The organism is Gracilibacillus suaedae (genome assembly GCF_017599345.1).
In the GTDB taxonomy this organism is placed as follows: domain Bacteria; phylum Bacillota; class Bacilli; order Bacillales; family Amphibacillaceae; genus Gracilibacillus; species Gracilibacillus suaedae.
The window spans coordinates 61,735-87,790 of the sequence record NZ_JAGFVL010000021.1 but is presented as its reverse complement, the minus strand read 5'-3'; the positions used below and the strand labels follow the sequence as shown (position 1 = coordinate 87,790).

The window sequence follows — 26,056 nt, the reverse complement described above, 5'->3', positions numbered from 1 at the left end:
CTTCCTTTCTTCTCTTAAGTGAACTCATATGGTACAGACATAGTGCTCTGGTATAATGCCTCTCTTTTATTAATAGTCCAACCTATTAACTGAACATTTTTCTTTACTGAAATTGGATTTACCATTTGTGGTATTAACGCCTCTCTTTCTGAATGCTTCCAGGTATCCGACACTTGATCAACAATGATTTTCAAGCGTAACAACCTTGATGTTAACATCCACTGTTCAATGTTCGATTTCAAGATGCTGTGTATATCTATACATTGATTAATATATGCTGGATGTCTTATCAATTGTTTCTTTTCCGCACTCGATAAATTTCTGTATGCATGCATCAATGTTTTCTCTGAGTTGATTAACCTTTTTACTTTCTTACGTCCATCCAACAGATCAATATCAACCATTCTTACGTTCTTAAGTACATCCACACGTTCATCAAGTAAAAAATCTACTAATGTTGTCCTGTATTTTTTCGGGACTTTATGCTTCTTTTCAATTCTTGTTAATTGTTGATGTATACCCAGTTCTTTTGCTTTATTATATACCTTCGTCTGACTTCCAGAACGCTGATTGTAATAATATGTGCTATTTGACTGCGGTGGATTATAAGGATCTTCTCTTAGATATGAAACCCATAGTCTATTTGCCACCTCATGTGAATTATACTCTGTTATATCAATTTGTTCATCCCAAGTACCTACCATAGCATTTTTATAATCGCCCAGAATAAGTGACACTATATCCAACAATTCAATTGGCGTCATAAGATTTTTGTGAGGATTTATTTTGATAACCGTGTTGGATTGTTGTCTATACCTACTTCCCCATTTAATGACAAAGAGTTGATGATGCAATAAGTATCTATAATATCCATTATTGTTCGCATTCAACGAGTAATTTATATATTTTGCTGGACTAACTAAATCCCAAAACTCTCTTGAAACTATATCATTCGAGTATAGTGTAATTCCATCATAAGGAGAACGTGCTCCAATATTAGATTTAAGGATGATTTTACTCAATGTAGGATGTGACATTAGTTGCTTATTTAGTATCGTTTGATTAAACCTCGTTTGCATGGTTTCACCTCATTGTATTTTTATTGCTAAATTCATTGATATGACTGTACTCAAACTAAATTACATGTCCATCAGTTCGAATAGCCATATGACTGTACTCAAACTAAATTACATGTCCATCAGTTCGAATAGCCATAGAGTACATCAACAAAAAACAAATATAATAGTTCTTTTGTTTTATTTGTTTTTATGTTATCAAAGTAGTATAATGAAGTAAAGAAAAATAAAAAGAGGTGTAGATGCTATGTCTAATCGCAATATTGATTCTATTGAGTTCCAACTCCTGAAACGTAAATCAATTGGTGAGCGACTTAAATATTTCCGTAATGAATTAAAGGCACTCCAACCAAAAGTAGATTATTCCACACCCGCAATTGCTAAACGCATTGGGGTTTCCCCACAAAGTATAACTGCTGTCGAAAGAGGGGAATCAAAAAAGCCATCCTTTTATCTTATTAATCAATTAACTAAAGAATATGGCGTACAATTAGAAGCTGTTACTGATGAATTTTATGACTCTGAAGAAGAGTTATTTAACATTGGTCATCCTACAAAGGTTGAAAAAACAGTTGATTTAGATGGGATGGAGGATATAGAAATAAATAATGATCCTGAGAAGGCACTCGGTATAGTTCTATATGAAAGAAAGGGGGAAAGCAATGTTCGATTATTACTCAACGAAGAAATGAGTAATATTAGAAATGATGTGGACATCATTCAATTACTATCAAGGTTCATTTATGAGATTGATCTACATCAGACAAAAACCTCTCTTCAATTAGAAGAGCTGTTTAAAAAGAAAAGCCCATTCGAGTATGCAACAAGCTTATATCGAATCTCTGAAGGATCAAATCCATATGTATCTAAAGATGTCATTCAAACCTTCATTAACGAAATGCTTACACAAGAGGATGGCAAATAATCTATGTCTAATTCAAATGAAAATATATCTAAATGGATTCGAGAAACTACAAACGATAAACACCAATTCATAAGAGCAATTTCAGAATTGATTCATGACACTCTTGCTGAAAATAAGAAAGGAGAAAAAGAACATGAAAAATACGATTAAAGCTGCATTATATGCCCGTGTTAGTACAGAAGAACAAGCTTCAGAAGGATATAGTATAAGTGCTCAAATAGAGCTTTTATATGACTACGCTCATAAGAATAATATAGAAATCATTAATGAGTATATTGATGAGGGTAAAAGTGGAAAAAACATTGAAGGCAGACCTGAAATGAAACGTCTGCTAATGGACGCTAAGGATGAAAATTTTAATGCTGTTATTATATATAGACTGGATCGTCTAGCACGGAAAACTAGAGACTCACTTGATATCGTGGAAAAACTAGGGTTTCACAATGTTCAGCTTATCAGTTACTCTGAAAGCATCGATACTATTTCTCCTGAGGGGAAAATGTATTATACTCTTTTGAGTTCTATGGCAGAAATGGAACGTTCAATTACAGTTGAACGCTCTAAGATGGGAATGATTCAACGTGCTAAAGAAGGCTATCATAATGGGGGTAGAGTGTTAGGGTATGATAGCGTCAATAAAGAATTGGTAATCAATGAAGAAGAAGCACATATAATCCGCTTAATTTTTGATTATGCTGAACGAGACCTAGGTTATAAGGCGATTGTAAGTCGAATGAATGATATGGGCTATAAAACAAAACGTGGATGTGATTTTTCTATAAACACCATCAAAACAATCTTAGACAACCCCATTTACATTGGCCTAATAAGATACAATAAATATCAGGATTGGGCGGAAAAGCATCGAAAGGGGATCAACAAAGATTATATCTTATCGGATGGCAAACACGAAGCCATTATTTCTAAGGAGCAATGGGAAAGAGTACAACAAATCCGTACAAAGCGATCTATTAAGCCAGCACAATCCAACAAACCATACATATTAAACAGTCTTCTTAGATGCCCTAAATGTGGATATGGTATGGTCTCGGCATCATCAAAAGGTTCAAAAGGTAAAAAGTATCGCTACTATGTATGTGGACTATTCCACAACAAAGGCAGTAAAGTTTGTAGTGCCCATTCCATTCGCTCAGATCGTGCGGAACAGGAAGTGATGGAAGAATTAAAACGAATTGTCTCTGAACCATATGTACTAAATCAAATTATTGAAAATGTGAATGAGAACCGTAGAAAAGCAAAGACTCCAATTAATGATGAGATTAAGGTGCTAAAATCAAAGCTTAACAAGATAGATATCCGAATCAACAACATAACGGATCAGTTAATGGATGATCCTTCATTAGTAGCTATCTTCAAACCAAAATTAACAAGTCTTACTGAAGAACAGGAAGACCTTCAAAACAGACTTGAAGCATTAAATACTGAATTAGGTGAATGTGATACAGCACCTATAGATGCGCAAGCATTACGTCATCTCTTAACAAATTTTGAAAAAGTCATGAAAGAGGCAGAGCCTGCAAGACAAAAGGCATTACTCCGCTTAATCATTAAAGATATAGAGATTAATAAAGAGGCACCACGTCGAGTTGGAAGACACATTGAGAAGATAAATCTACACTTTGATTTTACATTGGAAGGATTAGAGAAACAGTCGTTGGAGTTATTGGATGCAGTTGGTATGGATTATATTGAGCCCGTGGAGAGTTGGATGCTCGAAAAAAAGGATGATAAAATGTTGAGCGAAATGATGGATTCGCTTAACATTTTACCCTTAAAAGATGTACGCCTCCCCCTTCATAATCCTAAACCCCCGATAAACCTGCTCCAACAAAACCAACCGCATTAACTGATGAGGAAACGTCATCTTAGAAAACGACAGCGCATAATCACTCCGATCGCTAACTTCCTTACTCAATCCTAACGAACCACCAATAACAAAAACAATCTTACTCTTGCCATGAATCATTAATTGCTCTATTTTTTCGGCAAATTTCTCAGAGGTTGGCATTTGTCCCATTATTTCCAGGGAAATAACGTATGCATCTTGGGAAATTTTCGACAGGATTCGTTCGCCCTCTTTTCGTTTTACTTCCTCTTGTTCTGCTTCACTCATATTTTCCGGTGCTTTCTCATCTGGCACTTCAATTATTTCCATATTGGCATAAGCGCCCAATCTTTTCATATACTCTTGTATACCCTGTTTTAAATATTTCTCTTTTAACTTTCCTACCGCTACAATCGAAATCTTCATATGTGTCATCCTTCCGAAAACTATCATTATTACTATTTTACCAAATCCATGAAACGGATACGAGTTGTTCATAATTGATTTACGCACCGTTTTACCTTACCATTAAATGTAGGGATGATTACATATTTTGTCTCTATCATTATTAATTGGAGGCGATTTCGTGGAAAAAATCATATTTATTGAAACAGGAACTGGAATAGATGTACATGGACAGAATGTGACCAAAGCCTGTCTTCGTGCTGTGGAAAATGCCATTCACTACAATTCCATGCCAGGTATTGCCGAATACCTACCAGAAAACAACCTTCACAACATGAAAGTCAATGTAAGGTTAGCCGTTCCCATCGACAAAGAAAAAGTAGATATTGAGCTAGTCAAACAAGAAATACCATATGGAACTGTGACAGTTGAAGTAATGGATGGTGGCATGGCAACGACATCTGGTATTGTTCTCGAAGAAAAAGAAGACAAGAACGATCTGATGTATATTGTCAATGCAGCTGTAGAAGTAGGCTATTAAAAATAATAGGGAGGAATGTGTATGACGTTTATTGCGAGTCCCAAACGTTACCATGAAACACCGTATAACCGTTGTGGCAACTCAGGTATCAAGCTCCCGGCCATTTCTTTTGGCCTTTGGAACAACTTTGGAGGCGAGGATACGTTAGAGAATCAGCGCCGAATGCTAATGAAAGCTTTTGATTTAGGGATTACTCACTTTGACCTTGCCAATAACTATGGACCACCACCCGGAGCAGCGGAGAAAAACTTTGGGCGTATTTTAAAAGAAGACTTCTCCAGCTATCGGGATGAGATGATTATTTCAACAAAAGCCGGATTCAGGATGTGGGATGGTCCATATGGCGACTGGGGCTCTCGAAAGTATTTAATCTCGAGCCTTGATCAAAGCTTACAGCGCATGAACCTCGACTATGTGGATATCTTTTATCACCACCGTCCAGATCCAGAGACACCTCTTGAAGAAACAATGGCCGCTCTCGATCAAATCGTCCGACAAGGAAAAGCACTATATGTCGGCATCTCCAACTATAACGCAGAACAAACAAAACAAGCAATTGACATCTTAGAGGCACAAGGTACACCTTTTATCATTCATCAAGCCGCTTATTCTATGCTTGATCGTACGATAGAAAATGGCTTAACAGATGTGCTAGATGAGCACGGGATTGGCTGTATTGCATATGTACCATTAGCTCAAGGGCTACTAACAGACAAATACTTAAGTGGTATTCCAAAAGATTCCCGTGCAGCAAAAGAATTTATTCCATTTTTAAATGAACGTGATGTTTCTTCTGACAAACTACAGAAGATAACAGCATTAAATACGATTGCACGAGACCGTGGGCAGACACTAGCACAAATGGCGCTCGTCTGGGTCCTACAGGAAAAATCCGTTGTTTCTGCATTAATTGGTGCAAGCCGTGTTAGTCAAATTGAAGAAAACGTAAAAGCATTAAATAATACTTCTTTTACACAAGAAGAACTGGATGCAATTAATGCTATTTTAAATTAAGAGTAAACTCGAGTGCTAGCACTCGAGTTTTTCTAGTTAAGTATGCACTCCATACTTTATGTACTAGTTATTTGTGTCTCAAAGTATTCCTTTTGCAGAAGACCCATATGAATGATGTCATGCCAATCACCATTTCTAAATAGGCTTTGTCTACTTTTTCTCTCTTCTTGAAAGCCAATCCGATTGTATAATCGAATAGCTCTATCATTAAATGAAAATACTTTGAGTGAAACACGATGAAGATTCATTTCGTAAAAGGCAAAATCAAGTAGTAATTTTAATCCCTCTGAACCATACCCTTGACCCCAATATTCTTTTTCACCAATGTCTATAATACATTCAGCGTTTCGATTCTTATAATCCATGTGGATCAAGGATACAATGCCAATTGGGATTTCATTGTCTTTTTCCATTATGATGTAGCTTTTAGAATGAGGAGAATTTAAAATAACAGTATCTACAAATTCTTTCGTTGCCTCTATCGGATATACATCCAAAGAGGGATTTGTGAATTGCATTACTGCTATATCATTTCTCCATTTGTGATAAAGTTCTGTATCTTCCTTCGTCATTTTTCTTAATCTTACCTTTGATGATTCAAACAACATTACGATCACTCCTTATTTTACGTTGTTACTGATTCGACCCTATCCTTGAAACACATAAGGAACGGATTGATTTAGCAAATATTTAACACCATTTTCATGATATGGCATTCTTTCATCAGCGGTTTTCACATCGACCCACCTTACGTCTGAGATGGTCTCTGTATCCTGAATAGAAAGCTCACCATCTATTATCCTTGCTTTGAACGTTATGAAAAGGGCGTGATGGTCAGCAGGTTTCATAAACGCTTCATTGACGGAGATAATGTGATCAACCTCAATAGTTAAACCCGTTTCTTCTTTTGCTTCACGTATAGCTGCTTGGGATAGCGTTTCTCCTGGTTCAACAGATCCACCTGGTAAAGACCAATCATCATATTTAGTGTTGTGAACCATTAGAACTTTTTCCTGTATGCCATCATAAATAAGTGCATAGACTACATCTACTCGTTTCATTAAAACCACTCCCCATTTCTTTATCATCTTCTAAAAAGAATGTTTTCGAAAGATGGTTGATATCCTTCAGTTTTAATTGCCTTCCAGATTCCATCGTACTCAAATTGATTGCAACATCCTTCCAGTGATCTTTCTCTTGCCCAACCACCCCCATCCCAACAAGCTTATATCTCGTTAAATCCCTTTTGGGTCTAACTAGCCTCTTTGCAACCTTTTAATTAATTATTAACACAAATATCCAATACTGAGAATAGGAATATGAAGGATCTTCAATAAACATACTCCACGTTTTCATACAGAATTGGATTATTTTTTTTATAAATCTGCAGCATGGAATTGATTCAGTATTAGAAATTCCTTAGGCAAAGCATTAACGAATGTTGTAGTTATCTAAAGTCTACACCCCAAATTCTATATATAGTTATAAATTACCATTCCATTTTTCTGCAAGCATAGATAAATTGAATCATTTCCAAAAATTTCATTATAAACAATTGGTTTTACGTATCATTATTTTTATAATAAATATGCGTAAGCTTCGATAAGGAGGCAGTATCTGTTGAAAATGATTAAAAAAATTATTTTAGTTACATCTATTTTGTTTGTATTTATTTTAGGAGGGTGTTCTAGCGATATGGACGATTCTAAAGAAACTGCGGGCCAGTCAGAAGAGAATAATGTGGAAGATGTTTATGTACCAGTCCAAGAATATACTGGAGAAGGATATAAGTTAGACAATGGCGAAGAGACAGGACGTATTGCTAATGAAAATAGAGAAGTAGTAGAAAAAGCAGTAAAAAGATTCTTTAAAGAAGAATATAAAACAGAGGTTACAGTACATCACATCGTTGGGAATGTAGATGGTGCAACGGTGTTTGTAGAATCAATAGGGAAACCACATTTTTATACCTACGCAATTATTCCGATTGATGTTAAAAACGAAGAAATTCTAGAAGACAACGTTTGGTCTCAAGAATGGCAAATAGAAGATGCGATTATTGCTGGAATCTATGGTCTTATACTTGAAGAAAAATTTAATAATTTAACTAACCTTATTTCGGAAGTCACTGAAAAACATAATTTAGTTGGAATAAATTCTGAAGCAATCCCAATAGGTGCAAATCGATTTAGTAATGAGTTTTATTTCGTCTCTATACGAGATGAGAGCCCCTTTATACCAATTATTGAAAGTTATTTAGAAGATCCCAATAGATCTGAAGAAGAGTGGAGTGAAATGATTAATATTAATGATGTTAATCCAGAATCTATTAGAATATCAGTTAATCTTTACATGGAAGTTGCAAATGCTAAACCAAATGAAAAAACAATAGAAATGCTTAAAACTTCTATAGAAGAAACTGATAACCTGCCAAAAGGAATGTATGGATTATCCATTCATGATAATAACATAAATAAAAGGAAAGCAGTAGGTAGTAAAAAGAATTCAGTAAGAATTGATAATTTAATAAAAAATTAAAATTAAGGAGAAACAATATGTCGGTTACCAATAACAGTGATACGGATTTAGTAGAACTAGCTGGTTATCATGCTTATTTAGGTTATGATGTAGATGAAATAATTAGAATCGATGGAAATAGATATGAAGTTAAAAATGTATATTATGATCAACATACAGGCTTAGATGCATTAACTGTTCAGAATATTAAAACAAATTATACAATAATCGTCTACGTCGGTACCGACAAAGACCAACTCGAAGACTTGCTCACCGATGCTTATTTACTTAGCAGCACGGCTGTACCACAATTAACAGCAGCTGATGATTATTATACAGATATGGATGGACAGTATGGCATTGATTCCGTTACAGGCAATTCCTTAGGTGGGGCATTAGCCAATTCAATAGCGGTTGAGTATCCAAATGTTAGATCTGTAACGTACAATCCGGCCTTGTTACCTGGTCATTTAGTAGACGCGGATAAGGATTATGACAACATTATGAACTATATCGGTCAGTATGATGTATTAAATATGACATTAGATAGCTTAGGGCTCGGTGACCGTGTACCGGGGAAAAAACATGAAATTTATAATGGTATACCAGGTACTGCTGAGAGCAAATTTGGAACGATCGGAAGTAACCATATAGGAATATAAAGGATCTTCAGTAAACATATCCCCACGTTTTCATACAGAATTGGATTATTTTTTATAAATCTGCAGTATGGAATTGATTCACTATTGGAAATTTTTTAGGCGAAGCATTAACGGATGTTGTAGTTATCAAAAAGTCTCCCCCGAAATGCTATATATAGTTATAAATTACCATATAATCCATCTGTTAGCATAGATAAAACGGATCATTTCCAAAAATTTCATTATAAATAGTTGGTTTTACATATCATTATTCTTATAATGAAAATGCGTAAGCTTCGATAAGGAGGCGGAAAATGTTAAAAGTGAGAAAAAGTAGTTTAGTAGTCATCATGATTGTCAGTTTATTTATTTTAGGAGGATGTGGTGAAGTGCTAGATAAATTTAATGATGCATCAGAAAACGAAACAACAGATATAGATAATGGAGTAAACGGAAAAAATCCAGAAGTATTAATGCCTGTGCAAGAATACACAGGTGAAGAGTACACGTTAAGAAACGGAAAAGAAACAGATAAAATAGCAAATGAAAACCGTGAAATCATTAAAAAAGCAGCAAAAAGTTTTTTTGATGAAGAATATAACACAGAAGTCATCGTACATAACATAGTTGGCAATGTGGATGGTGCTACCGTATTTGTGGAATCAGTAGGAGAACCACACTTTTATACCTATGCCATTATTCCAATTAATAAACAAGAAAAAGAAATTCTAGTTGATCAAGTGTGGTCACAAGAAGGACAAATAGAAAATGCCATTATGGCTGGAATATATGGCATGGTGATGGAAGATGAGTTTCAACATTTAACAGACTTGATCGAAGAAGTTAACCAGGAGTATGACTTAACAGGACTAACTAAAGAAGCTGTGCCTATTGGTGCAAATCAATTTAGTAACGAGTATTATTTTGTAACAATTTGGGATGAGAAAAACTTCGAAATGGTATATCAGGAGTACTTAAAAAAATCCAATCGCTCAAGTAAGGAATGGGAAGAAATGATTCCAGTAAATAAAATAAAACCAGATGAAATTAGTGTCGCGATAAATCTTTATATGGCAAAGAAAAATGTTGAACCTAGCCAGGAAGCTTTTGATCATTTAATCGAAAAAATTGAAGAAGCTGATAATATACCCAAGGGTCGATATGGAATAAGCCTTCATGATAATTATATTGATATGAAAGTTGCATCTGGAAGTAAAGATAACAGTCTAGAATTACCTGTTCCAGAAGATATTATAAAAGAATAAGGTGATAAAAATGGTTGATAAATATACTAACGACAGTGATTTAGTACAGTTAGCAGGTTATCATGCATATATTGAACAGGAAAGAAGAAATAGAATTGAAATAAATGACACAGCATATATAGTAATTGATACTAATTACAATCATTCTACAGGCCTCGACGCCATAACTGTAAAAAACCTATCCACTCAAGAACACACCATCGTCTACGTCGGCACCGACAAAGACCAACTCGAAGACTTGCTCACCGATGCTTATTTACTTAGCAGCACGGATGTACCACAATTAACAGCAGCTGAAGAATATTATACAGATATGGATGGACAGTATGGCATTGATTCCGTTACAGGCAATTCCTTAGGTGGGGCATTAGCCAATTCCATAGCGGTTGAGTATCCAAATGTTAGATCTGTAACGTACAATCCGGCCTTGTTACCTGGTCATTTAGTAGACGCGGATAAGGATTATGACAACATTACGAACTATATCGGTCAGTATGATGTATTAAATATGACATTAGATAGCTTAGGGCTCGGTGATCGTGTACCAGGGAAAAAGCATGAAATTTATAATGGTATACCAAGTACTGCTGAGAGCAAATTTGGAACGATTGGAAGTAACCATACAGGTTATTTAAGAAATGACGATGGAACGCAGTATTATGAAATCCGTCCAGATGGTGGTCCAGGATCTGGTCAAATTCATGTAAAAGCTGATGAGCACATTGTAACTAGCGCATGGACAGGGCAACCAATTTATGGGGAAGGATCAACTAAAATTCAAATTACACCAGAAGCATTACATACATTAGCCAATGGGCTACATGATTCTGTTTTTACTAGGTTAGAAAGAGCTACCGAATATCTTGGCAATTCAAAAGAAATTATTGATCATGAAGCAGAAAGAAGGCACACAAGGATTAACATTCTCCGACGCAGCCTCCAACAGATTATTGAATCCCAAATTGGTGAAGATATAGAAATGATGGGAGATTCTATTCAAGAGAATATGGAGTATATGCATCGACTATTGGATCTAATTGAAGACAAAGGACAATCACTTAACTACTTATTAAATTCCCCACCAGCTGAATTGATGGAATTTATCATGAACCGTCAAGTTGATGTATCTTCATTGGTGGAAGAAGCGAGAAATTTTTTGAACCAATTAAGTAGTAATGTTGATGAATTAATGGATAACTCTCACCTCATTTTAACAAGCGTAGTTCCTAAGCTTTTTCATGTGGGAATGGAAAAATGGCATGACGCTGTAGTGAACGAATTACAGGAACATTTTAACATTTTGATGAATAATAACGATATATTGCTTACGCAAATACAAGCTTTTCAACAACAAATCGAAGACACCGCAGATACTTTTGAAAAAACTGATTTACAATTAGCAAATGCTATCCAAAATAAAATTGCCTACATTAAAGAGGTATTCATCTCCGTAAAAGCTAACACTGACAACTTAGAACCATCCCCGTACTTAGAATCTAAACTGGATATTAAAGAAATACAATTGGACTTATCCTTTACCTATTTCTCAACGAAAATGAACAATCTTCTCACTCCTGTACTCGAAGGTATAAACGTCATTCTCTTAAGTTTAGAAGTTACAATCGAAAGCTTATCTTTTGCCATTAAACAAGGAACCAATATATTTCTTCGCCAAAGTTTGCCAGGAATGATAGTAAGTACGTTTACCGACTTCGATGATAAAGTGAGAAATACCGTCAAGCATACTCTAGAGCCTATCGATACCCTTGCATCAAGGATTAATGGAATACGGGATGGCGTTAGAAGATTGAATAGCAATATTCCTACTATTATAAACAGGTTTCGTCCCTATTTAGAAAATGCTTTGTTTAATAATGAACGTTTTTTTGATGTTCACTTATATAATAATTCAGCAATCGCACTTATAAGAGAACTGGACTTAGTTTTCCAAGATATTAACAGCCAATTAGCAGACCATCATGCCAAAACGATTCTAGAGTTATTAATATATGGCAGACATATTAGTGTAAATATTAATCGATTACAGGATCAAGTAGAACGAGCAGCAAATTAGCATATAAACATAACAGCCCTCATCAGAGTTATTCTCCGATGAGGGCTTGTCGATTTATTTTGCTCTATAGAAGATAATGATCAAGACGTATGCGAAACAATAAAGGTTGCATTACCATCTAATTTGTAATGCTGAATCGTAGCCGGAATAATAAAGTGGTCACCTTTTTTAATATCGTATGTTTGGCTACCTGTCGTAATAGTAGCTTCTCCCTCTACAATACTGACTTGCACAAAGTCTGCCGTTCTTTCCAGCTCTGCTTGTCCATTTAAATCCCAATGGTAAACCGTAAAATACTTTTCTTCTACTAGCTTTTTCTCCGTTAATCCTTGTTTATCCACAACTTCTTGGGTTAATTGCGGTGTTTCATGTGGAACACTCGTTACTTCTTTCGCTTCTTTTAAATGTAATTCTCTTGTATTACCGGCTGCATCTGTCCGATCATAGTCATAAACGCGATAGGTAATATCAGAGCTTTGCTGTGTTTCTAAAATAACGATTCCTTTACCGATTGCATGGATTGTTCCACTTGGTACATAGACGAAATCGCCTGCTTTTACTTTAACACGGCGTAAAAGATCGTCCCACTTGCCCTCATCGATCATCTTTTCTAATTCTTCTCTTGTTTGGGCATGGTGGCCGATAATTAATTCGGCATCTTCTTCTGCACTTAATACGTACCAGCATTCTGTTTTACCATATGCTTCATTCGCTACTTCTCTTGCATATTGATCATCAGGGTGAACTTGAACAGAAAGATTGTCGTTCGCATCCAAAATTTTGATTAACAGTGGATAAGCTTCCTGGTTATCCACAGGCTTGTTAAATAATTCACCATGCTGATTCCATGCATCTAACAGGGTTTGACCTTTTAATGGGCCATTGCTAATTTTACTTGGTCCATTCTCATGAGCAGATATTGCCCATGCCTCACCTGTTCGTTCGTAAGGAATCGTGTAATGAAACTCTGTATGTAGCTTTTGACCGCCCCATATCCGTTCCTGAAAAATCGGTTGAAGGAAAATTGGTTCTTGATACATAAATAGACTCTCCCCTTATCATTGCTATAAGTTTGTACTTCCTAAAAGATACTATCTTATCCATGTAAAATCAATCTATAGCCTGCTATTTATCCACAATTTTGTTCACAATGCACGAAATTTGTCACTTATTCACATCTAAACAGCCATACAAACATCTTATCCACAAAATTATTAACATACTCACATTTTTCTTATATATATCGTATAAGAATTTATGTTCTACACCATATATGGACATTTATCCAGAATTATATCCACAGTGTGTGAATAACTAACAAAAAATGTGGATAAAAACTGTTGAAAGTTCTTATCCACATCGAATTAATACGATAATGAGGTTAATTCTACCGTTGTTTGCTGTTCTTCACCATCACGATAGTAGGTAATCGTTAATTGATCTCCGACTGTTTTTTCCGAATAGAGATGTTTGCGTAAATCTACAATATCCTGAATCGGCTCGCCATCAAGCTCGGTAATCACATCGTAAGACTCTAAGCCACCATGGTCAGCTGGAGACATTGGTTCCACACTACGAATATAGATACCGCCTTCGACATCATCAGGCAGGTTCAAGCTGCGTTCCCATTCTACTCTTGCGATATCATTTAACGAGTATGCTTCCACGCCTAAGTAAGCTCTCATAATTTCTCCATTTTGTTCTAACTCTTCAATGACTGGAATTACATCATCTACCGGAATCGCAAAGCCGATCCCTTCGACCGCGGATTCTGCAATTTTCATTGAGTTAATACCAATTAACTGCCCTTCCATATTTAATAAGGCTCCACCGCTATTACCAGGGTTAATGGCAGCATCTGTTTGAATAACTTCCGCTTGCCAATCTGCCCTTCCATCCATATCAAAATCCTGTGGAATCGCACGTTGTTTCCCACTAATGATCCCTTGTGTGACAGAACCAGACAAATGCAGGCCTAATGGATTACCAATGGCAATCGCTGGTTCTCCTACATGGACATCTTCTGATCGCCCTATTTCAATAGCTTTTTCTGCATAGTTAGCGTCCACTTCAATCACAGCTAAATCCGTATACAAATCACTTCCAACAAGGCTAGCTTCTACCTGTGTTTCATCTGACAAGACAATTTCTACTTGATTGGACCCTTGAATAACATGATGATTGGTTACAATAAATGCGGAGTCATTTTCAATTTTATAAATCACTCCGGAGCCTGTTCCTGCTTCACCAGACTCCTCTTCCTGTTGCCAAAAATCTGTCTGATCTTGCACATTCACAACACCTACAACAGCTGGTGATACCTCTCCTACTATTTCTGAGATTTTGGTGGAGATGTCAACCTGCACATTGCGAATGTCTGAAGGCTCGATATTGTCTCCTGCATTATTGTCTGTTTGATGTTGATTGGTTGCCATATTATCGCTGATCATGATTTGATATGGTAAAAGGTTATTTTGGACTAACGATGGCAGTAACACAGCAAACAGAAAGGCACCTAAAACCAAGCCAACGACAAAAGGTGTTAACCAATTTCTTTTCTTTGGTGGTTTCTTTGATAGGTAATGGTCATCGTAATAGCCCATTACTTCACCTTCTTTCCTGATTTAAACTACTTCATATATAGGTGTCGGTGACTTCGGATCTGTATCATGAAGAGTAACGTGATCCCCCACCGTAAAACCATATTCATTTAAACCATTCTCCACTGACATTCTAGCTAAATCCTTCATATTATTATCTTTGCTTAAATGTGCTAAATAAATACGTTTTGTTTCATTATCTATAATATCTTTTAAAGCAACGGCACAATCATCATTGGAAACATGACCACTGTCTCCTAATATCCGTCTTTTGACACTCCATGGATAACGACCCATTCTTAGCATTTCGACATCATGATTCGCTTCAAAAATCAGCGCATCCGCTCCCTGCACAGTTTTCTTTATTCGTTCTGAAACATAGCCAAGATCCGTTACAAGTGCTACTTTTTTGCCATTATGATGGAAGGTGTAAAACATCGGTTCTGCTGCATCGTGGGACACAGCGAAAGATTCTACATCTATGTCACCAAAGGTTTTGGTCTCTTCCATTTTGAATATAAATTTCTGATCGAGCTCTATTTTGCCAATCGCACTGTCCATCGCTTTCCATGTCTTTTCATTGGCGTAAATCGGTAAATCATACTTTCTGGCAAAGATTCCTAACCCTTTAATATGATCACTATGTTCGTGTGTCACTAATATTTTGGAAAGACTGTTGGGATCCACATTGATCTCTGAGAATAAGCGAGTCATTTCTTTTCCACTTAAGCCTGCATCCACTAATATTTTCTCTTTTTCTGTTCCGATATAAAAAGCATTCCCCGTACTGCCAGATGCTAATACACTAAAATGTAACGTCATCTTACTCCACTCCATTTGTTTCTACTTTAATTTCTAAAAGTTGTGCTAATAATAATTCTATATCTTCTTCTTCCCATTCTTCATCTGTTATCTCTATATCCGCTGTACTGTCTTCTGCAAAATAGTCCATGATTTGTGTTTTCATTTCTCGGATAAAGGTTTCACTGTCACTAGATGTTGAATGACCCTCAATTGCATTGACATAATAATGGGACTCCTCATTCACCTCGAATTGCCATGTTGGTGCTAGTAATTGAGCACCATTTGCTAAAGGTAATAAGTTATGGTAGCCCAATTGCACTTCAGCTGTTATTTCATCTCCAGAATGGATGAAACCATCACTAAGATATAAACCCGTTAAAGCATTCATAGGTGAATTAATTTCTTCTGGTTCTGTCTGATCATCTGTCTTTTCTAGTATGGTTTGAACATAGTGTGTTACTTCTCCCTCTTCATTCACTTGTATCAAGAGAGTTCCACTAGAATTAAAATAAATGGGACGGTCAATCACCTGAAAGAATATATAAGTATTAGCAGCTTCATTCTTTCCGAAATATTGATATTGGTCAAAATTCCAGATGTTTTCTGCTAATGCTTCCGTATCTTCCTCCACATTAATCGCTAAAGGCTGATCAAATTCAGATATGATTAAGTGATGGTCAATAATGATACTCCCTTGATTCGGAAGGTTGGCAATTTCCGATTCCTCTGTTTCAGTAAATTCCTTACGTTCTGCAGATAACATGGCTTCTTCAGATGGAGATTCTTCAGGTACATTACTTAATCCATTCACATTATTCCGAACATTATCTTCCATAGGCACATTGTCAGTAGGTTCATAATTAGTAGTGGAATAAGTAATAAAGTGATGTAACAGGAAAATATCAAGGATAAGAAAACAAAGAATGAACAGTGTCTTAATTTGCCCCCATTGCATTTAGCTCTCCTCCTTGTGTAACAGCATTAGCATCATCTGTTACATATTCCCAACCCGCATAAGTCTTAATACACCACGTTGGTATAAAATCGAATATTTGACCTTGTTGCTCCATTCGATAGCCTAATCGAATATCTGTAATCTGGTTAAAGGCAATACGATCTGTCCGGTAGAGATAATCACGTAATTCATCACCAGACATTAGATCAGTCGAACCACGATCATACGGTGTTGTTAATTGCATTAATGGACGAACATAGTTATATTCATTCATGTTCTTATAGGTAACAGACATCAATGATAAACCTTCATTATCCTTTGAAAAAACCGGATAATTTTCAAGAACCATTCGATATTCAACCCTATTGGAAATTTCGCTCAAGTCATACAATCGATATTGTAGTCCTTGACCAGTAAGCCAGCCTTTATGAGAATTGATAAAATCTATTGAGCTAGAGAGCAAGAAATCACCAATATTTGTTGTTTCTTCAAAAGAACCATTTTGTTCTTGATTATTTTCTGATGGAGAAAAGTTAGTATACTCCATCGCATAGCCTTTAATCACAACTTCCCGTTGATTATCTTTTAATACTTCATTTCCCTCTACATCTTCTGTATTGACAACAGTTGACGGCTTACGGAAAAAGATCGACCGGAAATTAGTATTTTCAGTACTAATGGTTTCAAAGCGATATTGTTTCCCTGTAATATTGACCTCACTTGGAAAATAGACGGTGCGTTCATTCGCAAGTTCCATTTTCTCATAATTAATAACGTCATAATCGAGTATTAGTTGATTGAAATATTCCACAACTTCTGTCACGTTTTGCACACTTGCCTCAATATTGATGCCATCTTGATCATGATTTTTAAATATGATCCGTGGATCGGATTGGTCTTCATCAGCAAATATATAAACACGCTCAAATGTACTATCAATCGTCATACTATCATCTGTTGTAAACATTTCACCGATAATTGAAGAAGGAATCGAAGTGGGGAAAACAAGCTCTATCACATTAGAAGATCCATTTATTTCAAAATCTTCACTTTCAGAATAGATTTTAAAATCATACAACGCCCACTGTGAAATTTCTTGAAATACTTCTAATTCATCCTCACTATCATCGAATCCTAGTAACGAACCCTCATCATGCATAACAATTTGCGATGGCTGCACTAGATTTTTCTTTGTCTCCTCTGATCCATTCAGCTCGGCATCTGTTACGGAATTACCGGTAGATGGTTCATAATTCCCTTGATAACTCCAAATTCCAAATGTTAGTAAAAAGCTTAGTAACACTAAGAAAACAAGTAATACCGTTTTAACGAGCTCAAAATCTATCCTCATTTTCTACTACCTCGCTTTCTTTTCCTGAGCGGTAGCGTGAAATAAATAGTAGTTCCTTTACCTTCTTTACTGGAAGCCCAAATGTGCCCATGGTGTGCTTCGATTATTTCCCTGGAAATAGCCAAACCTAGTCCGGTTCCTCCTAATTCTCTTGAACGTGCTTTATCCACTCGGTAAAATCGTTCAAAAATTTTATCCACTTTCTCTCTAGCAATACCTAATCCTTGATCACTAATGCTTATTCGCAGACGATGAGGCTCTTTCACAACCTGGAATGTAATTTTTCCGCCTTCTGGAGAATATTTGATAGCATTAGACATAATATTATCTATTACTTGCGTTATTTTATCTTGGTCTACCCAAACAAATATACGCTCATCCGGTATTTTACGTTCTACATGTATTAATTCCGTTTTGTTCATTTCAAACCTGTCCAATATATGGTTAAAAACCGGAATAATATCGATTCTCTTCTTGTACATAGCACTTTCTTTATGATCCATCTTAGACAATTGTAATAAATCATTAACTAAACGGATCATTCGCTCGGTTTCATTTTGGGTAACTTGTAAAAATTGTGGCGCTAGTTCTTTGTCTTCCCATGCACCACCATCTGTTAATGCTTCTAGATAGCTTCTCATCGTTGTTAACGGTGTACGTAATTCATGTGATACATTGGAGACAAATTCCTTACGCTCTCTGTCTACCTTCTCTTGTTCGGTTACATCACTAATCACCGTGATTAATCCCATGAAGTTCCCTTCTTCGTCCTGAACAATTGAAAAGTTCGCTTTAATTAAAAAGAGTTGTTCATCATCACTAAAGTCTATCGTTAACGTACCTACTTCTTCTAACTCTTTTACATCTACGACTTTATTTTCAATTTGTAATATATCTTTGATAGGTTGACCTTTCACTTCATATAAAGTCACACCAATTAAGTGTGCTGCTGGGTCATTCATTAAGGTTATATTTCCTTTTTCGTCAGTAGCGATAACCCCATCCGACATATTGGAAAGTACGGAGCTTAACTTTCTGCGTTCTTCTTCTGTTGTTTGATTCGCTAGCTTTAAGCGATCATTCATATCATTAAAAGTCGTTGCTAACTGGCCGATTTCATCTTGACCATATACATTTACTTTCTTGGAGAAATCCCCTCGAGCCATTCCCATCGCTTGTTTCCGCATTTCGGTAATAGGCTTCGTTATCGTACGCGCTACCAGAATACCTATAATAATCGATATGACAACCGCGAGAATCGTTCCATTTACGAAAATTTCATTAATGTCTTGTAATTGGTCATATACTCCCTCTAAAGAAGCTTCAGAGTAAATCGCACCGACAGCCACACCCTCATCGGTAATTGGTAAGGTCCGCACATAGACACGATCTCGTCCATTTCTTCTGACATCATCGTCTTCTTGCCCATGTACCAATGCAAGACGAATACTACTGTTTCCAGAGATTTTCTTTCCAACCATATCAAAACTATTCGAACCTAAGACTCGAAATTGCGAATCAATCACTTGCAATTCAGAAAAGATATCACTGGAGTATGTCTCTGTAATATCTCGAACCTCTTCTTGTAATGTTTGTTCCTCTTCATCTTCAGATCGTTCTTTTTTAAAAGCATCGTCTAAATTATTTACTAATACTTGGAGTCGGTCTTCCACATTACTTTGGTGAGTCTTTACCAAATTTTCCTCTAATTTCTGACCAAAATACGTACCGATCACCTGAATTGCCAATAGGATAAACAAACTAAGTATGACAATAATTTTTAATCGAATCGATTGAAAAAAACTCACTTTATTCATGTAACATTACCCCTGTTCAGGATTTCGCAAATAATATCCGACACCTCTTCTTGTTACGATCCACAATGGATTACTCGGATTATCCTCAATTTTCTCTCTCAGCCTTCTGACCGTTACATCAACCGTTCGAACATCGCCATAATAGTCATAACCCCAGACCGTCTCTAACAAATGTTCTCTCGTCATCACTTGACCAATATGACGAGCAAGATAATGAAGTAATTCAAATTCACGATGTGTAAGCTCAATATATTCACCATCCCTTGTAACGGTATATGCATCTGGATGAATTACCAAGGAACCGATCGCAATATCTTTTGTTTCGTTTTTTGGGTTGGCAGGTTCTACTTCCAGGCGTCTTAAATTAGCTTTCACTCTGGCAATTAACTCTCTGTTACTGAAAGGTTTCGTTACATAATCATCTGCTCCAAGTTCAAGGCCAAGTACTTTATCAATCTCTGCATCCTTTGCAGTAAGCATAATAATCGGCATACTATGGGTTTTTCTTACTTCTCGACAAACTTCATTACCATCTTTTTTCGGTAACATAATGTCTAGTAGAATTAAATCAGGATCCTCATTGATCGCGAGTTCAATCGCTTCTTCTCCATCATAGGTACACAATACTTCGTAGCCTTCTTTTTCTAAGTTGAACTTTAATATATCTGCAATTGGCTTTTCGTCATCTACTACTAATATTTTTTGACTCATAAAAAGCACGTCCTTTTTCCATTAAATTTTTCCTTATGTTCTATTCTAACCGAAATTAACAAAAATGTCTTATCGCTACTATATCTAATTAAAACGAGTCTGCTCTATTCGCAAAAAACCCTTGTTACGATACGGTAACAAGGGTTTGATACTATCTAATTTTGGATATATATTATCACAGTGCTATACGGCTGTAAGACCCTCACACTCACTTTATATAAGTGTTTAATAATAGTCTGCTGGGTTTTCTAATGAACCGTCTTTATATATTTCAAAGTGTAAATGGATACCTGTTGAAAAGCCTGTATCCCCCATCACACCAATCTTTTGGCCTCTTTCTACTGTTTGACCTGAAGAAACGTCGACCGATGATAAGTGAGCGTAAATCGTACGATAACCATTGTTATGGTCAATTACAACTTTGTTACCATAACCGCCATCGTTCCATCCAGCAGAAGTAACTGTTCCGTTATCAGCAGCTAAAATCGAGCGGTCACTTACACCAGCAATGTCGATCCCTTTATGGTAAGAACCCCAACGTTCTCCAACATGGCTAGATATATAACCTCCGACAGCCGGCCAGTGGAAATCTCCACTACCACGTGATGAAACTACCTTCGTACCTTTGACAATCACTTTATTTGTCGGCTCTTTCGTTACATTTTCCTCTAAAACTTCCGTGTCTACTGTTTTACCATTAACTTTTTCAATTTGATAATGTTTTTCCACGGTCCCGTTTTCGCCTTCTTGTTTCACTTCTTCTTCGCCTTTATACATATCTTCTGATTCTTCTACTTCTGTTTCATAGGCGATTTCTTCTTCATCGAGTTTTTCTTCCGTAACAACAACTTCTACAAAAGGTTCATATGCTGTTACATTTAATTCATCTCCGATTTTGATTAAAGAATCTTCTGTTAGGTCTGGATTGAGTTCTAGTAATTCATCTAGTGAAAGATCATACTCACTTGCAATACTTCCTAGAACATCTCCATCATCCACTACATGTTTTTTATTTTCCAATGTACCTTTTTCTAACAGCGTAACGCCTTCCTCGACAGTTAATATTTCATCTTCTGAAATTTTTTTGTCTTCTATTGAAACCTCTTCGGTTAGTGAAACGTCTATTATATGAGACTCCCCTACAGATAGTGGTTCAGATTCTCGTTCTGAATCATTATCTATTTTTTCTAATACGTCTTCACTAACAAATTCTTCTTTATATTCTTGGATGACTTGTTCTGCTAGATCTTTTTCTGCAAAATATCCAACTACCTCATCACCAATCGTTAAGGCTTGTGCTTCTACAGCTACCGTTAATTCTTCATCTAAATGATCCAACACTTCCTGATTATCCGCTTCCGACGAAAAAACTGTCTCTGTAACATAGTTAATCTCTTCGCTTACGGTATATGTAAAGTCATTCTCATCTTGATGATCAGAGATTGTTTCCGCAATGTAATCCTCTACGATGTCTTTATTTTCTACAATTCCCACATGCTTACCTTCTACATAGACATGATAGACTTTGCTTAGTCCTTCGTCATCCGCTAAAACAACTTGTGACGTAAGACCTAATGCCACAACACCAGCAACCGTCAGATGCTTCACGAACTCTTTCATATTTAATCGCATTCTAACTTCCTCCTATAACCCCAACTACTCTATTAAGTCTATTTATCTCTAATTCAAATCTTCCTTACCCAATCTACCATAAAATGAAACAGCATTGAACAATTTTAAAGAGAATGTAACAAAACTGTATAATAAAAACCAAAATATTACACGACTTGTAACAATAGGAATATTTGCCTAGGAATGCTTTCTTCTTTTCTATAAGAAAAATCGATAGTTGCTTTGGATGTACTTATGAAATATATGGACAGTAAGGACCACCACTTCGGCTGCCCATACTATTATCATGCCCTTTAACGCTAGCAAGAAATAACACGGATTTATAGTAAAAAAGGCATTATACTACTTCTTACAAATAATATCCCATCTTCTAATAGTGGAGACCAAGCAACTGAAGATCTCGTGGCTTTCTTACTTGATTTTTGTTAGTTATCTTCACTTATTCAACAAATCTTGTGGCTCCTTCGTTTGATTTGTTGATTATCTTTATTTATTCAACAAATCCTGTGGCTCCCTTGTTTGATTTGTTGATTATCTTCATTTATTCAACAAATCCTGTAGCTCCCTTGTTTGATTTGTTGGTTATCTTCATTTATTCAACAAATCTTGTATCCTCCTTTTTTGATTTGTTGGTTATAAAAGTTATGATACCAGTGGCCCTATGCTTCCTATAAAAAAGGTATAAACCCCTCTTCACATCAGTGAAAGGAGTTTATACCTTCTAGCTTATATATCATTGCTTTTCTGGATTAATTACTATAAACGCTTCTAACAACATTTGTTTGTGAACGGTCTGGTCCTACAGAGAAAACGGATAATGGAATACCTGTTAACTGGGAAACCCGCTCTAAATAATGACGCGCATTTTCTGGTAATTCATGTAAGCTTTTGACACCAGTGATATCTTCTGTCCATCCTGGTAACTCCTCATAAACAGGCTCACATTCTGCTAGCACTTTTAAACTAGCTGGAAACTCTTCCATGATTTCGCCTTTGTACTTGTAAGCTGTACAAATTTTTAATGTTTCAATACCTGTTAAAACATCAATTGAGTTCAAAGATAAGTCTGTAATACCACTTACACGGCGAGCATGGCGTACAACAACACTATCAAACCAGCCGACACGGCGGGGACGTCCAGTTGTTGTACCATATTCATTACCAACTTCACGGATTTGATCACCAATCTCATCATGTAATTCTGTTGGGAATGGTCCATCTCCAACACGAGTTGTATAGGCTTTTGACACACCTACTACATGATCAATTTTAGAAGGACCAACACCAGAACCGATCGTAACACCGCCAGCGATTGGGTTGGAAGAAGTAACAAAAGGATACGTACCTTGGTCAATATCAAGCATAACCCCTTGAGCCCCTTCAAAAAGCACACGACGTCCTTCATCTAATGCATCATTTAATACAACAGATGTATCTGCCACATACTTTTTCAATTGCTGACCATATTCATAATACTCATCTAATATATCTTCTACTTCTATCAAGTCTGTTTCATATACTTTTTCAAAAAGACGATTTTTCTCTTTCAAGTTGCTTTCTAATTTTTCACGGAAAGCATCTTTATCTAATAAGTCGGCGATGCGAATGCCAACACGGGCCGCTTTATCCATATAAGCTGGTCCAATTCCTTTGCGTGTTGTACCGATCTTGTTGACGCCTTTATCTTCTTCCTGCAAAATATCTAGTTTTAAATGATATGGTAAGATGACATGGGCACGATTGCTAATACGTAAATTATCTGTGCTGACATCTTTGTCATGTAAATATTTTAATTCCTCAACCATTGCTTTTGGATCGATAACCATACCATTACCTAATACACAAGTTTTGTCTTTAAAAAATATTCCTGAAGGTATTAAGTGTAGTTTATATGTAATACCATCAAATTTTATGGTATGACCTGCGTTATTTCCGCCTTGATAACGTGCTACTACTTCTGCGTTTTGTGAAAGAAAGTCTGTTATTTTGCCTTTTCCTTCGTCTCCCCATTGTGTACCTACAACGACTACTGAAGACATAAACGGCACCTCCGCCTTATCAATTTATTGATTTCGAACTAATTCTACCAATCTTAGCGGGCAATGTCAATTTAATTACGAACATTTCTAATGATTTTATTATAATTGTTCGTAAAAAAACACCTGTTGAGATTCCATAGTCTATTATGAACATCTAATATTTAGACTATACCAATCTGTCTGCATATTTTTGCTTGCAGTAAAAAAGGATAAGGGTACTATATCCTTATCCTGGTGGTATATCGCTATCCTGATAGCGATGATCTAAATCTACGAATTTATTATATTCTTTTACAAAGGCTAGTTCGACGTTTCCAACTGGACCGTTACGTTGTTTAGCTATAATGATTTCGATAATATTTTGTTTTTCAGATTCCTTATCATAGTAATCATCACGGTATAAGAACCCAACGATATCGGCATCCTGCTCAATACTTCCTGATTCACGTAAATCGGACATCATCGGTCGCTTATCCTGACGGGATTCAACTCCACGAGATAACTGTGATAATGCAATTAATGGCACATTTAATTCCCTTGCTAATCCCTTTAATGATCTGGAAATTTCCGATACTTCTTGTTGACGGTTTTCTTGTGAACCGGCACTACCTTGAATTAATTGCAAATAATCGATTAAAATCATTCCGAGGCCATGTTCTTGTTTTAAACGACGGCATTTGGAACGAATCTCACTTACTCTAATACCAGGTGTATCATCGATGAAAATACCGGCATTGGATAAACTCCCCATTGCCATCGATAATCTTCCCCAGTCCTCCTCTTCTAAAGTACCCGTTCTTAAACGCTGCGCATCAATATTACCTTCTGCACAAAGCATACGTGACACCAGCTGATCTGCCCCCATCTCCAGACTGAAAATCGCGACATTTTCGTCTGTTTTAATCGCAACATTTTGGGCAATATTTAAGGCAAAAGCTGTTTTACCAACAGACGGTCTTGCAGCAACAATGATAAGATCATTACGCTGGAAACCCGAGGTAATACGATCTAAGTCACGAAAGCCAGTGGCAATTCCGGTAACTTCACCTTGGTTTTTGTGTAATAGATCGATATTATCATAGACTTCCATTAATACATCTTTGATATTTTTAAAAGAAGAAGCATTCTTTCGATTCGATACTTCTAATATTCGTTTCTCAGACTCATTCAGCACTTCTTCTACTTCGTCTTCTTTAGAATAGCTGTCTGTTACAATATCAGTAGCTGTTCGAATCAGTCTTCTGAGGATCGATTTCTCTTCGACAATTTTGCAATAATAAGTAATATTCGCTGCTGTAGGTACAGCATTAGCTAAATCACTTAAATAAGAGACACCGCCAACGTCATCTAACTGTTGATTATTCGCCAAAACTGTTGTAGCTGTGACAATATCTATCGGTTCTCCTTTATCTGACAGTTCTAACATCACTCGATAAATAAGCTGATGACTTGCTCGGTAAAAATCTTCCGGGATTAATATTTCCGAAGCACTGGAAATAGCATCCGGCTCTAGAAAAATGGCACCAAGTACCGCTTGTTCTGCTTCTATATTGTGAGGCGGTGTTCGCCCTTGGATCATTTCCGCCATCTCATTGCCCCCTTTCAAACAAAAAGTGGACATCCATTCCGCTATTTGTGACAAAATGAACGTTTTTAGGATGTTTGAGGACATTTATTCCGTTATTCATTCAAAATAAAGCTGATTTCCAGCTGATTTCGTTTAATAAGGGATTTTTTGTCCGCCAACACCTAAAATGGAACATTAATCTAGGAAATAACGTACTAAATGTCCGCCATATATCACATTTGATCCGAGTTCTCTACTTAAGAAAATGGGAAGTAA

General features: G+C 36.3%; 22 protein-coding genes and 1 pseudogene. 9 read left to right on the top strand and 14 right to left on the bottom strand.

Features of this window, described 5'->3' with window-relative positions:
• Positions 1-14: 14 nt before the first annotated feature.
• Positions 15-1,079 (bottom strand): hypothetical protein, encoded by a 1,065-nt coding sequence (locus J5J03_RS05895; protein ID WP_208587249.1) that lies wholly within the window; start codon positions 1,077-1,079, stop codon positions 15-17.
• 244 nt (positions 1,080-1,323) lie between these two features.
• Between J5J03_RS05895 and J5J03_RS05890 the strand changes: the two genes are divergently transcribed.
• Genes J5J03_RS05890 through J5J03_RS05880 form a run of 3 tightly spaced genes read left to right on the top strand, consistent with a single transcriptional unit; the run spans position 1,324 to position 3,868 of the window.
• Positions 1,324-2,001 (top strand): helix-turn-helix transcriptional regulator, encoded by a 678-nt coding sequence (locus J5J03_RS05890; RefSeq protein ID WP_208587247.1) that lies wholly within the window; start codon positions 1,324-1,326, stop codon positions 1,999-2,001.
• Between the two features lie 3 nt (positions 2,002-2,004).
• Entirely contained in the window at positions 2,005-2,151 is a 147-nt protein-coding gene (locus J5J03_RS05885) for a hypothetical protein (RefSeq protein WP_208587245.1), read from the top strand.
• Positions 2,135-3,868, top strand: coding sequence for a recombinase family protein (locus J5J03_RS05880; protein WP_208587243.1), 1,734 nt, complete (start codon positions 2,135-2,137; stop codon positions 3,866-3,868). Before J5J03_RS05885 ends, J5J03_RS05880 begins: the two co-directional genes overlap by 17 nt.
• Here the strand turns inward: J5J03_RS05880 and rlmH are convergent.
• Positions 3,794-4,273, bottom strand: a complete 480-nt coding sequence (gene rlmH / locus J5J03_RS05875) for a 23S rRNA (pseudouridine(1915)-N(3))-methyltransferase RlmH (RefSeq protein ID WP_208587241.1) — start codon at positions 4,271-4,273, stop codon at positions 3,794-3,796. The two genes, J5J03_RS05880 and rlmH, sit on opposite strands and share 75 nt — an antisense overlap.
• A gap of 160 nt (positions 4,274-4,433) precedes the next feature.
• Here rlmH and J5J03_RS05870 point away from each other — a divergent pair, with 160 nt between their 5' ends.
• Together J5J03_RS05870 and mgrA are read left to right on the top strand one after the other, a co-directional pair.
• Positions 4,434-4,793, top strand: coding sequence for a Lin0512 family protein (locus J5J03_RS05870; RefSeq protein WP_208587239.1), 360 nt, complete (start codon positions 4,434-4,436; stop codon positions 4,791-4,793).
• Positions 4,794-4,814: 21 nt separating this feature from the next.
• Positions 4,815-5,807 carry an L-glyceraldehyde 3-phosphate reductase gene (gene mgrA, locus J5J03_RS05865; RefSeq protein ID WP_208587237.1) on the top strand — a complete coding sequence of 331 codons (993 nt, stop codon included), beginning with the start codon at positions 4,815-4,817 and terminating at the stop codon, positions 5,805-5,807.
• A 56-nt stretch (positions 5,808-5,863) separates the two neighbouring features.
• On the opposite strand, the gene J5J03_RS05860 is transcribed toward mgrA, so the two are convergent.
• Positions 5,864-6,415 carry a GNAT family N-acetyltransferase gene (locus tag J5J03_RS05860; RefSeq protein ID WP_208587235.1) on the bottom strand — a complete coding sequence of 184 codons (552 nt, stop codon included), beginning with the start codon at positions 6,413-6,415 and terminating at the stop codon, positions 5,864-5,866.
• Between the two features lie 39 nt (positions 6,416-6,454).
• Positions 6,455-6,868 (bottom strand): NUDIX hydrolase, encoded by a 414-nt coding sequence (locus tag J5J03_RS05855; protein ID WP_208587233.1) that lies wholly within the window; start codon positions 6,866-6,868, stop codon positions 6,455-6,457.
• Between the two features lie 565 nt (positions 6,869-7,433).
• Between J5J03_RS05855 and J5J03_RS05850 the strand changes: the two genes are divergently transcribed.
• The 4 genes and pseudogenes from J5J03_RS05850 to J5J03_RS05835 all read left to right on the top strand — a co-directional run bounded on the left by J5J03_RS05850 (position 7,434) and on the right by J5J03_RS05835 (position 12,304).
• Positions 7,434-8,345: a DUF1672 family protein gene (locus J5J03_RS05850; protein WP_231710622.1), complete on the top strand. Its 912-nt coding sequence runs from the start codon at positions 7,434-7,436 to the stop codon at positions 8,343-8,345.
• 17 nt (positions 8,346-8,362) lie between these two features.
• Positions 8,363-8,980: pseudogene (locus tag J5J03_RS05845) on the top strand (SA1320 family protein); the annotation flags it as partial.
• Positions 8,981-9,279: 299 nt separating this feature from the next.
• Complete coding sequence (locus tag J5J03_RS05840) at positions 9,280-10,230, top strand: DUF1672 family protein (protein ID WP_208587226.1); 951 nt, start codon at positions 9,280-9,282, stop codon at positions 10,228-10,230.
• A 10-nt stretch (positions 10,231-10,240) separates the two neighbouring features.
• Positions 10,241-12,304 (top strand): SA1320 family protein, encoded by a 2,064-nt coding sequence (locus J5J03_RS05835; RefSeq protein ID WP_208587224.1) that lies wholly within the window; start codon positions 10,241-10,243, stop codon positions 12,302-12,304.
• Positions 12,305-12,384: 80 nt separating this feature from the next.
• Here the strand turns inward: J5J03_RS05835 and manA are convergent, their stop codons facing one another.
• From manA to dnaB, 10 genes are all read right to left on the bottom strand, one after another.
• Positions 12,385-13,344 carry a mannose-6-phosphate isomerase, class I gene (gene manA / locus J5J03_RS05830; RefSeq protein ID WP_208587222.1) on the bottom strand — a complete coding sequence of 320 codons (960 nt, stop codon included), beginning with the start codon at positions 13,342-13,344 and terminating at the stop codon, positions 12,385-12,387.
• 324 nt (positions 13,345-13,668) lie between these two features.
• A complete protein-coding gene (locus tag J5J03_RS05825) occupies positions 13,669-14,907 on the bottom strand; it encodes a S1C family serine protease (RefSeq protein ID WP_208587220.1) in 1,239 nt (412 codons plus the stop codon).
• A gap of 21 nt (positions 14,908-14,928) precedes the next feature.
• Positions 14,929-15,726 (bottom strand): MBL fold metallo-hydrolase, encoded by a 798-nt coding sequence (locus J5J03_RS05820; protein WP_208587217.1) that lies wholly within the window; start codon positions 15,724-15,726, stop codon positions 14,929-14,931.
• 1 nt (position 15,727) lies between these two features.
• Complete coding sequence (locus J5J03_RS05815; protein WP_208587215.1) at positions 15,728-16,663, bottom strand: two-component system regulatory protein YycI; 936 nt, start codon at positions 16,661-16,663, stop codon at positions 15,728-15,730.
• Positions 16,644-18,014, bottom strand: a complete 1,371-nt coding sequence (locus J5J03_RS05810; RefSeq protein WP_208587213.1) for a YycH family regulatory protein — start codon at positions 18,012-18,014, stop codon at positions 16,644-16,646. Before J5J03_RS05810 ends, J5J03_RS05815 begins: the two co-directional genes overlap by 20 nt.
• Positions 18,011-19,831, bottom strand: a complete 1,821-nt coding sequence (gene walK / locus J5J03_RS05805; protein WP_208587211.1) for a cell wall metabolism sensor histidine kinase WalK — start codon at positions 19,829-19,831, stop codon at positions 18,011-18,013. Before walK ends, J5J03_RS05810 begins: the two co-directional genes overlap by 4 nt.
• A 6-nt stretch (positions 19,832-19,837) precedes the next feature.
• A complete protein-coding gene (yycF, locus tag J5J03_RS05800; RefSeq protein ID WP_208587210.1) occupies positions 19,838-20,542 on the bottom strand; it encodes a response regulator YycF in 705 nt (234 codons plus the stop codon).
• A 225-nt stretch (positions 20,543-20,767) separates the two neighbouring features.
• Entirely contained in the window at positions 20,768-22,174 is a 1,407-nt protein-coding gene (locus J5J03_RS05795) for a peptidoglycan DD-metalloendopeptidase family protein (protein ID WP_208587208.1), read from the bottom strand.
• Positions 22,175-22,923: 749 nt separating this feature from the next.
• Entirely contained in the window at positions 22,924-24,213 is a 1,290-nt protein-coding gene (locus J5J03_RS05790; RefSeq protein ID WP_208587206.1) for an adenylosuccinate synthase, read from the bottom strand.
• Positions 24,214-24,439: 226 nt separating this feature from the next.
• A complete protein-coding gene (dnaB, locus tag J5J03_RS05785) occupies positions 24,440-25,801 on the bottom strand; it encodes a replicative DNA helicase (protein ID WP_208587204.1) in 1,362 nt (453 codons plus the stop codon).
• Between the last annotated feature and the right edge of the window lie 255 nt (positions 25,802-26,056).

Coding starts and splice junctions, on each gene's coding strand:
- J5J03_RS05820 (WP_208587217.1), bottom strand. CDS start 15,726: ATGACGTTACATTTTAGTGTATTAGCATCTGGCAGTACGGGGAATGCT.
- dnaB (WP_208587204.1), bottom strand. CDS start 25,801: ATGGCGGAAATGATCCAAGGGCGAACACCGCCTCACAATATAGAAGCA.
- J5J03_RS05850 (WP_231710622.1), top strand. CDS start 7,434: ATGATTAAAAAAATTATTTTAGTTACATCTATTTTGTTTGTATTTATT.
- J5J03_RS05825 (WP_208587220.1), bottom strand. CDS start 14,907: ATGGGCTATTACGATGACCATTACCTATCAAAGAAACCACCAAAGAAA.
- J5J03_RS05815 (WP_208587215.1), bottom strand. CDS start 16,663: ATGCAATGGGGGCAAATTAAGACACTGTTCATTCTTTGTTTTCTTATC.
- J5J03_RS05795 (WP_208587208.1), bottom strand. CDS start 22,174: ATGCGATTAAATATGAAAGAGTTCGTGAAGCATCTGACGGTTGCTGGT.
- J5J03_RS05840 (WP_208587226.1), top strand. CDS start 9,280: ATGTTAAAAGTGAGAAAAAGTAGTTTAGTAGTCATCATGATTGTCAGT.
- J5J03_RS05895 (WP_208587249.1), bottom strand. CDS start 1,079: ATGCAAACGAGGTTTAATCAAACGATACTAAATAAGCAACTAATGTCA.
- J5J03_RS05860 (WP_208587235.1), bottom strand. CDS start 6,415: ATGTTGTTTGAATCATCAAAGGTAAGATTAAGAAAAATGACGAAGGAA.
- yycF (WP_208587210.1), bottom strand. CDS start 20,542: ATGAGTCAAAAAATATTAGTAGTAGATGACGAAAAGCCAATTGCAGAT.
- J5J03_RS05835 (WP_208587224.1), top strand. CDS start 10,241: ATGGTTGATAAATATACTAACGACAGTGATTTAGTACAGTTAGCAGGT.
- mgrA (WP_208587237.1), top strand. CDS start 4,815: ATGACGTTTATTGCGAGTCCCAAACGTTACCATGAAACACCGTATAAC.
- J5J03_RS05890 (WP_208587247.1), top strand. CDS start 1,324: ATGTCTAATCGCAATATTGATTCTATTGAGTTCCAACTCCTGAAACGT.
- J5J03_RS05880 (WP_208587243.1), top strand. CDS start 2,135: ATGAAAAATACGATTAAAGCTGCATTATATGCCCGTGTTAGTACAGAA.
- J5J03_RS05885 (WP_208587245.1), top strand. CDS start 2,005: ATGTCTAATTCAAATGAAAATATATCTAAATGGATTCGAGAAACTACA.
- walK (WP_208587211.1), bottom strand. CDS start 19,831: ATGAATAAAGTGAGTTTTTTTCAATCGATTCGATTAAAAATTATTGTC.
- rlmH (WP_208587241.1), bottom strand. CDS start 4,273: ATGAAGATTTCGATTGTAGCGGTAGGAAAGTTAAAAGAGAAATATTTA.
- J5J03_RS05810 (WP_208587213.1), bottom strand. CDS start 18,014: ATGAGGATAGATTTTGAGCTCGTTAAAACGGTATTACTTGTTTTCTTA.
- J5J03_RS05855 (WP_208587233.1), bottom strand. CDS start 6,868: ATGAAACGAGTAGATGTAGTCTATGCACTTATTTATGATGGCATACAG.
- manA (WP_208587222.1), bottom strand. CDS start 13,344: ATGTATCAAGAACCAATTTTCCTTCAACCGATTTTTCAGGAACGGATA.
- J5J03_RS05790 (WP_208587206.1), bottom strand. CDS start 24,213: ATGTCTTCAGTAGTCGTTGTAGGTACACAATGGGGAGACGAAGGAAAA.